The sequence below is a fragment of the Corallococcus sp. CA053C genome (genome assembly GCF_003611675.1).
GTDB lineage: Bacteria > Myxococcota > Myxococcia > Myxococcales > Myxococcaceae > Corallococcus.
Genome location: NZ_RAWA01000040.1, coordinates 26919 through 39061 on the forward strand (window position 1 = coordinate 26919; position 12143 = coordinate 39061).

Annotated in this window: 12 protein-coding genes and 1 pseudogene; 9 read left to right on the forward strand and 4 right to left on the reverse strand. The window is 66.8% G+C overall.

The window, feature by feature from the left end; all coding sequences use genetic code 11:
- Positions 1–19 precede the first annotated feature (19 nt).
- Positions 20–1180, forward strand: a complete 1161-nt coding sequence (locus D7V97_RS08035; protein ID WP_158623310.1) for a kelch repeat-containing protein — start codon at positions 20–22, stop codon at positions 1178–1180.
- 616 nt (positions 1181–1796) lie between these two features.
- Here D7V97_RS08035 and D7V97_RS08045 read toward each other — a convergent pair.
- Both D7V97_RS08045 and D7V97_RS08050 read right to left on the reverse strand, forming a co-directional pair.
- The gene (locus D7V97_RS08045) at positions 1797–2018 is read right to left on the reverse strand and encodes a hypothetical protein (RefSeq protein WP_147444744.1); all 222 of its coding nucleotides are present in this window, start codon (positions 2016–2018) and stop codon (positions 1797–1799) included.
- A gap of 391 nt (positions 2019–2409) precedes the next feature.
- Positions 2410–3399 carry an alpha/beta fold hydrolase gene (locus D7V97_RS08050; protein WP_233582574.1) on the reverse strand — a complete coding sequence of 330 codons (990 nt, stop codon included), beginning with the start codon at positions 3397–3399 and terminating at the stop codon, positions 2410–2412.
- A 55-nt stretch (positions 3400–3454) separates the two neighbouring features.
- Between D7V97_RS08050 and D7V97_RS08055 the strand changes: the two are divergent.
- Positions 3455–3772: pseudogene (locus D7V97_RS08055) on the forward strand (ISKra4 family transposase); the annotation flags it as partial.
- An 80-nt stretch (positions 3773–3852) separates the two neighbouring features.
- Here D7V97_RS08055 and D7V97_RS08060 read toward each other — a convergent pair.
- On the reverse strand, positions 3853–5091 hold the full coding sequence (locus D7V97_RS08060) for a hypothetical protein (protein ID WP_147444745.1): 1239 nt from the start codon (positions 5089–5091) through the stop codon (positions 3853–3855).
- Between the two features lie 545 nt (positions 5092–5636).
- Here D7V97_RS08060 and D7V97_RS08065 point away from each other — a divergent pair.
- From D7V97_RS08065 to D7V97_RS08100, 7 genes are all read left to right on the forward strand, one after another.
- Positions 5637–6062: a hypothetical protein gene (locus D7V97_RS08065; protein ID WP_120610023.1), complete on the forward strand. Its 426-nt coding sequence runs from the start codon at positions 5637–5639 to the stop codon at positions 6060–6062.
- Between the two features lie 60 nt (positions 6063–6122).
- Positions 6123–7697: a GMC family oxidoreductase gene (locus tag D7V97_RS08070; protein WP_120610024.1), complete on the forward strand. Its 1575-nt coding sequence runs from the start codon at positions 6123–6125 to the stop codon at positions 7695–7697.
- A 79-nt stretch (positions 7698–7776) separates the two neighbouring features.
- A complete protein-coding gene (locus tag D7V97_RS08075) occupies positions 7777–8199 on the forward strand; it encodes an ester cyclase (RefSeq protein WP_120610025.1) in 423 nt (140 codons plus the stop codon).
- 85 nt (positions 8200–8284) lie between these two features.
- Positions 8285–9376: a DUF4432 family protein gene (locus D7V97_RS08080; RefSeq protein WP_120610026.1), complete on the forward strand. Its 1092-nt coding sequence runs from the start codon at positions 8285–8287 to the stop codon at positions 9374–9376.
- A gap of 119 nt (positions 9377–9495) precedes the next feature.
- Positions 9496–9876, forward strand: coding sequence for a nuclear transport factor 2 family protein (locus D7V97_RS08085; RefSeq protein ID WP_120610027.1), 381 nt, complete (start codon positions 9496–9498; stop codon positions 9874–9876).
- A 4-nt stretch (positions 9877–9880) separates the two neighbouring features.
- On the forward strand, positions 9881–10315 hold the full coding sequence (locus D7V97_RS08090; RefSeq protein WP_120610028.1) for a VOC family protein: 435 nt from the start codon (positions 9881–9883) through the stop codon (positions 10313–10315).
- 240 nt (positions 10316–10555) lie between these two features.
- Positions 10556–11392 carry an SDR family oxidoreductase gene (locus tag D7V97_RS08100; RefSeq protein WP_120610030.1) on the forward strand — a complete coding sequence of 279 codons (837 nt, stop codon included), beginning with the start codon at positions 10556–10558 and terminating at the stop codon, positions 11390–11392.
- Here D7V97_RS08100 and D7V97_RS08105 read toward each other — a convergent pair.
- Complete coding sequence (locus D7V97_RS08105; RefSeq protein WP_233582575.1) at positions 11316–12143, reverse strand: methyltransferase domain-containing protein; 828 nt, start codon at positions 12141–12143, stop codon at positions 11316–11318. The genes D7V97_RS08100 and D7V97_RS08105 overlap by 77 nt on opposite strands.

Sequence of the window (12143 nt, forward strand, 5' to 3'; positions counted from 1 at the left end):
CGGCTCCAGGAAAGTAAATATGACCATCCCCAGACAGTTCCCTCGCCTCGCCGCAGCGCTCCTGCTCTCCCTCGCCGCCTGCAACGCCCAGCCCGAGGACTCCAGCCAATCCTCCACCACCGCAGACCTGCTGGCCTCCAATACCTGGTCGTCTGCGGGCTCCATGAACATCCGCCGTTCCGGGGCCGACGCCACCCTGCTCCCCTCCGGCGATGTCCTCGTCACGGGAGGCCGCACTACCAATCCCCCCACATACACCTCCGCCACGGAGATCTACTACCCGGCCACCAACTCCTGGTCCCCAGACGCGCCCTTGGCTCAGGCCCGCGAATTTACCACCGCCACCCTGCTCCCCTCGGGCAAGGTGCTCGTCACGGGGGGCCTCTCCATCAGTGGCGGTGTCACCAACCGTTTCTCCTCCGTGGAGGTGTATGACCCGGCGACCAGATCTTGGTCCTCGGCAGCCCCCATGGCCAATGCTCGCTCTTTACACACCGCTACCCTCCTCTCCTCCGGCAAGGTCCTCGTCGCGGGGGGGAATGGCTCCCCCAGTTACCTTGCCTCGGCGGAGTTGTACGACCCGGCCACCAATTCCTGGTCACCGGCAGGCACCATGATCAACGCACGCGCCCGTCACACCGCCACGTTGCTCTCCTCGGGCAAGGTCCTCGTCGCGGCGGGGTTTGACCAAGCATCCGCTTATTCTGCCTCGGCGGAGTTGTACGATCCTGCCACCAATTCCTGGTCACCGGCAGGCACCATGGTCAGGCCCCGCATCGCTCACGACGCAACCCTGCTCCCCTCCGGTAAGGTGCTCGTCACAGGGGGCTTTTATGGAGTCTCTTCAACTCCTGTCTACGTCTCCATCGCGGAGGTGTATGAGCCGGCCATCAACACTTGGTACTCCGTTGCCCCCATGCCCACGGGTCGCGCAAGTCACACCGCTACCCTCCTCTCCTCCGGCAAGGTCCTCGTCGCGGGGGGAAACAATGCCTCGGCTTACCTCTCCTCCGCAGTGATGTACGAACCGGCGACCAACTCATGGACCGCGGTCGCCTCCCTGCCCGCGGCTCGCGCCGGTCACACCGCCACCCTGCTCTCCTCCGGCCAAGTGCTCGTCTCGGGCGGCTACCAGAGTGCCTCGGCCATGCTCTCCTCCTCGGTGCTCTACACGCCCTGAGCGCACTGCCTCTGTATCGACACTCCTCTGATTCCCGCCTCGCTCCCCGAGTGGGAGGGCCAGCCGCGACAGAGCCCGCGACCGCGACAGAAGCCCGCTGTCCCAACACCGCAGTTCTCAGCCCACTCGCTCCGCGGCACCTCTGCCCAATCGTCGGCACTGCTTGGGTCCGTCACAGTGCGCCTCCTTCCAGGGTCGTTCCCGCCGACGGCCCTACGACGGTGCTCACGAACGTGGATCGAGGGAGGCGCAGCGAGTGGCGCTTCCCCCATGCGGTACGAGCAAGGTTGAACGCGCCGAAGCCCATCGATTGAGGCCATGGGTGCACCCCTTTCGATGGACTTACGGCAGCGGATACTCGACGCGTACCTGACGCGAGAGGAGTCCTGGGGAGAGCCGATGCGGCTCTACACTCGCTGGGCTCAGTGGGCGGACTACGCCGCTCAGGGATATGGCGAAGGTTTGTCGGGTGAGGAGCTGATTGCCGCGGGCGCAGCGATGTCCGAGGTCCGCCAGGTGGCTCCGACCTTGGAAGCACTGGGAGCGTTGCGGCAGCGAGTGCTGACCCAGCCGTCGTCCGGACGGCCCAAGCTCTGAATGGAAGCGCCTCGGAAGCCTATTTCTTCGGCATCCGGACGTTGGGGCCCGGGGGCAGCTTGGGTGCGCCCTTGGCCTTGAAGCTGGCACCGGCCGCGGCCTTCATCGCCGTCGCGGGTGCGCTTCCCAGCTGGGCGCGCGGTGACGCGGTGGTGGTCGGCTGCTGGATGGGCGCGACGGGTCGGGTCGTGGCTGGCTTGCGCTCCGCCGTGCGCCGGGTCTGCGGGCTCATCGTCTTCATGGGGCTGCTCCGTAACAGCTCGCCGCGCCCCGTCTGGACGGGGCGAGGATGAGCCCGCCGGGCATTGAAGCACGGCGCGGTGGCGTCAGTCGGAGCTGGCCGGGAGCGTGACGGTACCGGGATTCTCGATGGCGGCAAGGGCGGCGCGCAGCAGGTAGCATCCCGGGTCTTCACCGCGCAGGCGAGCCGTTTCCCCCAAGCAGGGGCGAGGCCGGAGCCGGAGGAAGAGAGCCCGTCCTTTGCCGCGACGAGGGAGGAGCCGAAGAAGGAGCGCACACCACGATTGGACTCTCGCCAGGCTGCTACGCAGGACGGAAAGCGCTGGACGTGTTCGCTTGCTCGAAGTGTGGAAACAGGAGATGCGCTCATCCAGCGCGCCTTCGCCGCCCTTTCAAAATGTCTCGAGGAAGGTCTTCATCTCGCGAAGCACCTCATCATGGTTGGTGAGCCAGACGTAGTGCCGCGCGTGCTCGAGCTTGATGCCCTTCCAGTTCGGCATGCTCATCACGCTCAGCATTTCGGCGTCCCGCTGGAGCGCCCTGGCGTTCAGGGTCCTCAACTTCTCCTGCACGGGAAGGTCCATTTGGGAGAAGCCTGGGAGGTCCTCCGCCCGCCCGAACCGAGGCTGATCCACGTAGAGGAAGAGCACGGCCGCCGTCACGGCCGCGAAGTCCACCTTCGAGAAACCCTTCATCACCCGCTCCTCCGCCTGCGGCCACCTGCGGGCGCGCAGGTAGTGCCCGGTCTTCGGATCGAACTCGTTCGCCTCGTCGATCTCGTGCGCGGGGAACGCTCCTCCGACGTCACGCGCGAGCGCGGCGGCGACCGCGGCGCGTGAGGCCACGTCCTCGGGAGCGGGCTCGCTCGGAGGAGGCATGGGCAGGACCGAAAGGAGCTCCGCCAGCAGGTCACCGTTGGTCCTCACGTCCAGGTAGACCACCTTCTCCACGCGCTCCGGGTGATGGGTTGCCACCCAGGTGAGCTCTGGCCCGGCGGCGGAGTGGCCCACGAATGACGCCTTCGCGATTCCCAGCCCCTCCAGCACCCGGACGACGTCCTCGCCCAGGGTGGCGGTGTCATAGCCCTGCTCGGGCCAGTTCGACGAGCCAAACCCCCGGCGGGTGACGGCGTAGACGTGATGGGCCGCGGTGAACTCCGGCGCGAAGGTGTCGAACACGTGGCCCGTGTTGCCCAGGCCCGACAGGAAGACGAGCGCGGGTCCCTGGCCTCCGAAGTCGAGCAGCTCGAGCTCGACCCCCTCGGCCACCTTCACCCGCTTCACCTGATGCAACGCGCTGGAGTCGGCAGAAGCCGGGACCGGGACGGACTTCGTCGTCACACAGGCGAACAGCGGCAAGCAGAGGAGGAGGAGTTTTCGCATGGACTGACTCAACTACAGGAATGCGGAGACCACCAGGGAAGCCCATGGGTAACAGCACGCCAGCGGCAAGCGCGACGTCGCCCTCGGTGACCGTCGGCCGGTGCACGAGGCACTCACCTACCTGGAGAACCACGGCGAGCGGATGCATTACGCCGAGGCACGCGCGCAGGGGTTGCCCATTGGCAGCGGCAACGTGGAGGCCACCTGCAAGTCTCTCGTCGCCCTGCGCATGAAGCGCCCAGGGGCCCGATGGAAGGAGGAGTCTGGCCAGCACGTCCTGGACCTCCGCTCCCTGGTGCTCTCGGACCGATGGGACGCCGCTATCCAACTCACGCTCGCGCCGCACCGCGCGAAGGTGCAGCGTGCCGCGTGATCAGGATGGGCGCCACACCCCCTCGCACGGAGCCGGGGGGCAGACGCCTGGCGATCAGCTTGCTGAAATGAGGGGATCGCTCAGGGGGTGGTGATGAACTTGCCGTCGGAAGTCAGCTGGGCGAGCCAATTGGCCTTGATGGTGGCGTTTACATCCACGCGGGTGTTACCCCAGTTGGCTTCGGCACAGCCCGCGATCTTGTTGCCGCGGGCATCCACCGTGCATCGCCAGTGGCTGTATTTCTGCCAGTCGTCGCTGATATAGGCGACCGCGCGGATCCAGTCGCTGTTGGTGCGCACGAACTGGAAGAAGGGCGCATACCACTCGTTCCACACCGTGGTGGGCGCGAGGTTCGGACGGCTAAGTTTGCCTTGCTGGTTGTATGCATACAGGCCCGTGGCCGGGTTGTAGTCGTAGCCACGCGCAGCAGACTCGGACACCAGGATCGGCTTGTTCTTGGTCTTGAGGTAATTGACCACCGACTGGATGGCACCGTAACCGTTGGCGCAGTCTTGCGGTTCGAAGATCGAGATGCCGGTCCAGTCCGCATCCGCGCCCGGATACCACTGGTCATAGACGGCGCCAGGGTTGTCCTCGGAGACGTTCTGCACGCCGTTGCTGTTCGCACCCGTGGCGGCTAGCGGCTTGGAGGCAACCAGGGTGCGTGGGGTGATGCCCGCGCCCCAGAAATCGGTGGCCGGGCAGTAGGCGGCGAGTTGCCACACGGTGGCGATGTTGCTCGCACCCTGGGCAGTGATTTCGGCCTTGATCTTGGACCAGACCGTTTTGTAGTGCGCCGGCCAGTGGCCGTTCCAAGGCGCCTCGGCTTCATAGCCCACGCGCAGCAGGATCGGGCGACCGGTGTTCTTCAGGTCGGTGATCATCCGCTTGGTGTTTTCCCAGAGGATGTTGCCGGCGTTCTCGCCCGACGCATTGCTGCCGGTGGCGATGTCGATGTCGTAGTCACCACCGATCCAGTAGGCGACGGCGATCGCCGCACCCGCGAGCTTGGGGGTGTTCTTGATGAAGGAGAGATCCTGCGGGCCGTAGCTGTACTTGTACCAAGCGGTATTGGTAGAGAGCGCGCCGCTGGCCGTGGTAAAGCCACCCGAAGAGAGCGAGGCCGGGGCGTACATGGTCACGCCCCAGGGCGTGTTGAGGTTGCTGTTGATTGTGTAGTCGTAGATGCCGTCGGTGGTCTGACCGATGATCAACTGCATGCGGCCTTGCGAGTCGGTGTGCTTGCCCGGGACCGGGTCAGCGAATGCGGGTGAGGCGGCTATCAAGGTGGCGGCGATGGCAGTGATGAGCTGCGGCACGCGCCCTTCTGCTCTGACGTGGCGTTGCATGGTGTCTTGTCTCCGGTCTTTTTTTTGGGCGCGAACCAGTCAGTTCCCGCTGAACCGGATTTAGGCTTTCCGCGAAAGCGCTTTCAACGGATTTCGGGAGCAAGTGCGTATTCCGGCGATGGTGAGCACCCATTCCAGCTCAAGCCGAGCAGCCGGTCCGGCCATGGCGAGCAGTCGGAGCGTCAGCGACGCTGGGACGTTCCGTCACTTCACCTGCTAACGAGCCTTCGTCAAATTCGCGTCCGCCTTGCGGATGGAGTCTCCGGCGAGCCGGAGGCGGTGGGCGTTGAGGGCGCGGCCGGCAGCGCCCGCTGGCCCGCGGCGGACGAGCTTCTCATCACCACCGTGAATCCATGACGGGGCAGGCGTGCGAGCCCCCGGAGGGCCTGTGGCTCCCAGGGGGCTTCGTCCTTTGTGACCACCGCGGTCCGGTGTCCGCCGCCCGTCACACAAGGCTTCTGTGGGGTCTACCTTCTCCCCGTCGATTTCCGAACGGGGCGCGAGGGAGCCCACGGATGATTTCGAAGGAACAAGTAAGCCAGTTTGCTCAAGCCTGGTTCGACCTGCTGAGCGTGCACGCCCCGGTCGAGCGCATCCTGCCGATGATCGCCGACCGCGACCTGGAGATGGTCTTTCCAGAGCGCACGCTCCGGAGTCACGAAGACTTCAAGGACTGGTACGTGCAGGTCGGCAAGGCCTACGCCGGTCAGGTCCACGTCATCGAACGGATCGAGCCACACGAGGGACCCGACGCTCGCGGACCCGCGGACGGTGTGGCGGTGGACGTGACGGTGGTGTGGAGCGTGACACGGGTCGCCGACGGCAAGCGTCTGACATTGCGCTCCCGGCAGACCTGGCAGCTCATGCCCTCGGAGAAGACCCAGCAGCCGGTCATCCTCCGGTACCGCATCCACTCGCTGGGGGACGCCAGCGCTTCGTGAAGCTCCTGACGGGAGGTGAATCCGCGGCAGCGAACCCGAGACAACGAGGAGTCTGGAAGCATGAGAACCGCAGCATCATTTGACTTCATCATCATCGGTGCGGGCTCAGCGGGGTGCGTCGTCGCCAACCGTCTGGCCGAGAACCCCGACGTGCGGGTGCTGCTCCTGGAGGCGGGCGGCCCCGACACGCGCCAGGAGATCCACAACGAGGACGTCCCCAGCATGTTGTCCCTGTTGGGGGATGCCGAGCTGGACTGGCGCTACGTCACCGAGCCGCAGGGCGCGATGAACGACCGGAAGGTCCCCGTGGCCCGGGGCAAGGTGTTGGGGGGATCGAGCTCCATCAACGCCATGCTCTACGTGCGCGGCAACCGGCTCGACTTCGACGCCTGGAACCACCTGGGCAACGAGGGCTGGAGCTATGACGAAGTGCTGCCATACTTCAAGAAGTCGGAGGACTTCACGGGCGGGCCCTCCCGCTACCGCGGAACCGGTGGGCCGCTGACCGTCATCCCCCACGACCGACCAACCCCTGTCTCCGAGTGCTTCTTCCAGGCGGCGGCCGAGCTTGGCTTCGCCGACCAGGGGCGCGGCTTCGACTACAATGGAGAGCGGCAGGACGGGAGCCCCTTCTACTATCAGGCGACCAAGACCCGGGCGCACACCCGTGCCAGCACCGCCGTCGCGTTCCTCCACCCGATCATCGGCAAACCCAACCTCACGCTGCGCAGCCATGCGCAGGTGACGCGCCTGCTGCTGAAGGGAACGCGCGTGTCGGGGGTCGAGTACGTCCAGGAGGGACAGCTCGTCCAGGCCGCGGCGGACCAGGAGGTCATCCTGTGCGGTGGCGTGTATGAGACCCCCAAGCTGCTGATGCTCTCGGGGATCGGCCCGGCCAGGACACTCCAGGCCCACGGTCTTCCGGTCGTCGTCGATCTGCCCGGCGTCGGGCAGAACCTGCAGGATCATCTGATTCTCGGCGTGTGCTTCCTCAGCACGCAGGAGCAGCCGCACGCGCCGACGCTGCTCGCCGAGACCGGGCTCTTCACCCGGACACGCCCCGGCATCACACGTGCTTCCCCCGACCTCCAGTTGAAGTGCGCTGGGCTGAAGTTCGTCAACCCGCCCTACGACCGCGAAGGCCCGGGCTTCACGATCGCGCCCGTCCTGACACAGCCCCAGAGCGTGGGCGAGGTGACGCTCCGCTCCCACAATCCATTCGAGGCGGCCCGGATCCAACCCAACTCCCTGTCCAGCGATGCCGACACGCAGGTCTTCCTCGAAGGCATCGAGTTGTCGCGCGCGCTGGCGCATACGAGCGCCTTCGCGGGCTTCCTCGGGGAGGAGCTTGCGCCGGGCCCTCGGGTGAAGAGCCGCACGCAGTTGCGCGAGTTCATCCGGGACAACGCCACGACGCTCTGGCACGCGGTGGGGACGTGCAAGATGGGGCAAGACGCGATGGCGGTCGTCGACCCGCGGCTCCGAGTGCATGGCTTGCAGGGACTCCGAATCGCAGACGCCTCGGTGATGCCACGCATCATCGCGGGCAACACGAACGCGGCGTGCATCATGATTGGCGAGAAGGCCGCCGACAGCATCCAACAGACATCCCTGGAGCGCAGGACCCGGCCGTAGGGCACGTGCAGTCACGGCCGTACAACCCGCTGGAGCGTGTGGACACGCGTGCTCCAGCTTGACCCGAGGAGTCTATTCAATGAACACCATGGGAGAAGGTCTCAAGCTTCAAGCTCGAGTCGTGGAAGCCATCAACCACCGCGACTACGACGCGCTCGACGAAGCACTGTCTCAGGACTTCGTCGACCATCACCCCGGGCTCGTCGATGTCACCAGCCTGGCCGTGTACAAGCGGAATCTCGCCTTCGTCAATGACTCCCTGCAGATGAAGGCGACGGTCGAGCACGTCGTCGAAGCGGGGGACATGCTCTTCACGCACGTCAAGCTGACCGGCAAGCACGTCGGGCCCTTCTTCGGCATCGAGCCGACGGGCAACGCGCTGGCCTGGTACACCAACGAGCTGTGGCGCATGAAGGATGGCAAGTTGGTCGAGCGCTGGGCGGTCGACGACCTCGTCAGCGTCTTCAGCCAGATGGGCGTTCCGATGCCCTCGTGGGGGTAGGTGACCCCCGAGCGGCTCTCGACCCAGAGGCATCAACACATCTCAGCCCCTGGCCCGCGCGGTCAGGGGCTGGTGGGAGACATTCATGGCGAAGCGCAACACGTGTCGCTTCGAGACCCAGAAGTTCATCCATACCGCGCAGATCGGTGGGATCGAGGCGTATACGTTCGACGAAGGCCCGGCGCGCGGCGTACGGGCGCTGTGCGTCAACACGGGCGCGGGGCTGCGTTACCGCGTCCTCGTGGACCGGGGGATGGACATCGATCAGGCCTTCGTCCATCAGCACAGCCTCACCTTTCTCTCCTACAAGGGGGTGACGCCGCCCACCCGCGGGCTGGACCGGGGCGCGGACTGGCTCAAGAGCTTCTCCGGCGGACTGCTGACGAGCTGCGGCCCCTTCAATGTCGGCCAGCCGGGCCAGGACGCGGGGGAAGAACTCGGCATGCACGGGCCTCATTCCAATACAGGGGCGACCATCGAGTCGATCATCCAGCCCGATCCCCGCGCTGGCCGACTCCAGATGTCGATCACCGGTCGCATCCGTCATGGCGCGATCTTCGGGCCGTGCGTCGAGCTGTGTCGCACGATCACGTCGACCCTCGGCCGCAACGCCATCGACGTCGTCGACGAGTTCCACAACGCCGGCAACCAGCCCGTTCCGCACGCGTGGCTGCTCCACGTCAACTTCGGCTACCCCCTCGTGAACGTGGGCGCGGAGCTCTGCTACGACTCACCCAGGGTTGAACCGAACGGCGGCTCGTCCGAGTCGATGGCGCGCTTCAAGCCGGGCCGGAATGCCAAGAACATCCTCGCGCCGCGGGATTCCTACCGGGGTCGCAACTCGGCTGTCGCCAGCCTGTTTCCCAGGGCGACGGATCACGACGGCCGGACGACCGTTGGCATCGTCAACCGCAAGCTGTCGCTGGGCGTGGCCCTCCACTACAGCACCCATGAGTTTGGCCGCTGCATCAACTGGCAACACTGGGGGCCGGGCGAGTACGCCACCTCCCTCGAGCCCGCGAACGGCACCGGCGAGGGTCGCTGGAAGGACCGCGAGCGCGGCCTGCTGGACACGCTCGAGGCCGGGGCGCGCAAGACCTACCGTTATACGATTGAAGCGGTGACGGAGCGGGCGGGTCTGGCGGCGCTCAGGGCGCTCAACGACAAAGAGCACTGAGGCGCGGACGTTGGAGGGCTGGAGAACGCCTCTGTCCATCACAGTGCGCGTTCAGAAGGTCTATTCAAGACGGGCCGGCAATGAAAGCCAGCTCAAGAACATTGTTCGAGGAGAGAGCCATGAGCGTGCATGAGGTGATCAGCAAGTACTACGAGTTCGTCAACGCGGGGGAGTGGGAGCGTTGGATGGAGCTGTTCGACGAGCACTTCGTCATGGATGAGCAGCTGGCAGGTCACATCGAGGGCCGCGAGAGGCTGCGTGCCATCGTGGGCAACATCCACCGTGTCTTCTCGTGCTTCCAGAACCATCCCTGGCGCATCGTCGTCGACGGAAAGCAGGCCTTCGTTGCGTCACACCTCGTGGCGGCGAGTGCCAGCGGCGAGCCCATCAAGGCCGAGGTCGCCAATTACTTCCTCGTCGAGAATGGAAGGATCGTCTACATGTCGAACTTCCACGACAGCAAGCCATTCGCTCCCGTCCTCAATCAGGAGCAGGGCTGAAGACATGGCGACGCTCAAATTCTTGCATCTCGCGTTGGCGTGCCAGGATCCCTTGAACATCGAGCGATTCTATACAAGGCACTTCGGCTTCCGGAGGGCACGGGCCGTGCCCGTCGACGGCGGGGAGATCGTCTTTCTCAAGTCGGACAATGTCTATCTGGAGCTCTTCAAGGCGCGGCTGCCCGCGCCGGTCCCTTCGGCGAGCGAGGACGGGCCCTGGTATCCCGGCTGGCGTCACATCGCGTTCAGGGTCGACGACGTCGACGCGAAGCTGGCCGAGCTGGGCGCCGATGCACGCGTGACGCTGAAGCCCCTGGACTTCGATGACCTCATCGAAGGCTGGCGGTCCGCCTGGGTGGCCGACCCGGAGGGCAACATCATCGAGATCAGCCAGGGGTACGAGGACGAGCCGGCCCCGCCACCGCCGAGAGGGGGATGAGCTTCGTGGGCTCCGCGCGGGAGGGGGCCACCCGCGTGGGGCCCGCGACTGGCAGGCGCCTTGACGTCCCGGTGGTCGACATCTGGCGATTCCAGGGCGGCCCCAGCGTCGACTATCCCCTCTCCTTCAACCTGCTCGACGTCCTGGGGCAGCTCGGTGCGGCCTCCGCTCCCTAATATTCCCAGGTCAGGTCGGGCAGAGGGAGGAGCGGTCGTGACGAGCGTTGCGCGGGGAAGCCCCATGAGCGCGGGGCCCTGGGCCGTCATCGCGGGAGCGTCGTCGGGGACGGGCGCCGCCATCGCGGTCCAGGTGGCGCGCCAGCCGGGCCTCCATGTCTTCGGGATGCACCGGGGGCGCTACCTGGAACAGGCCGCGGAGGTGGAGCGCCAGGTGCTCGCCACGGGCCGCCGCATGGTGATGATGCGGGGAGATGCCGGCACCCCGGAGGGCGTGGCACGGGGCGCCGACGCCCTCCTCGCCACCGCCGGCCCCCGCTCCGTCAAGCTCTTCGTCCACGCGCTCGCCAGCGCCTCGGTGGGGCGGTTCATCGTGGGCGACCCGCCGCCCCTTCATCCCCGCCAGCTCGCGCGCACCTTCGAGTCCATGGCCCACTCCTTCGTCTACTGGGCCCAGGCCCTGATGGCGAGGGACCTGCTCACCCCCTCGGCCCGCCTGCTGGGCCTCACCAACCCGCTCACCGAGTCGCTCCTCCACAACACCGGCGCCATCACCGCGGCCAAGGCGGCGCTCGAAATCTACGTGCGCCACCTGGCGCTGGAGCTCGGGCCCCTGGGGCACCGGGTGAACCTGCTCAAGTTCGGCACGGTGATGACCCCCGCCATCCGCCACGTCTACACCCCGGAGGTGCTGGCGCGGCTGGAGGAGGCCCACCGCCGCATCAACCCCGCCGGGCGGATGTGCACCCTGGAGGAGGTGGCCCGCATCGTCCCCGCGCTCCTGGGCGACGAGGCGGAGTGGTTCAACGGAGCGACCATCGACTTCACCGGTGGAATGACGCTGCGCCTGCTCGACCTCGTGCTGAACGAGCAGGGCGGGCCTCCGGCATCCGGAAGGTGAGGCAGAAGTAGTAGCGGCAGAACTGCTCCGCGAGGACGTCCACCGCCGTCGCCGGGAGCAGCTCCCGCGGACAGTGCGCGTCCGTCGTGTAGAAGGTGAGCAGCCGGAACGCCAGCCGGTGGCGCAGGGCGCGCTCCCGCGCATCGAGCTGCTCGTCCACCACCACCACGGGCGTCCCCGGGCGGGCCACCCGGGCCATCTCCGCGAGCGCGCGCTCCGGGTCCCGGTAGCCATTGATGCCGCCAATCTCGAACACCCGGTCGAAGGAGTGGTCCGGGAACGGCAGGGCGTGGGCATCCGCCATGAGCAGGCGCACGCCTTTGCGCCCCTCCCGCTCCACGCGCCGGCGACACCTGCCGAGCATGCCCGCGCTCAGGTCCAGGCCCCACACCTCCACGTCGAGTCCCGGAGGCAGCGCCTGCTTGAGGAGCGGGAGGTTGGCGCCCGCGCCGATGCCCACCTCCAGCACCCGCAGCGGCGGCCCCCGTGGGCGTGGCGTCAAGGCGCCCAGTTCGAGCCGGCGAAGGTAGTGGCCGCGCAGCCGGGCCTCCGTGTCGCCCAGCAGCAGGGGCATCAGCAGCGTGACGAGCGGATCATGCAACGCGGGCAGCCCGTCGTAGAGGATCCGCAGGAGGCGATCCGTCCCGCGCACTTCCCCCTCCTCGAACAGCCGGGGCAGGCCCTCCACCACCGGCCAGTCGGCGCCGCAGCCGGCGCAGCCCAGCCGCCCCTCGTCGAGCCGTCCCTCCAG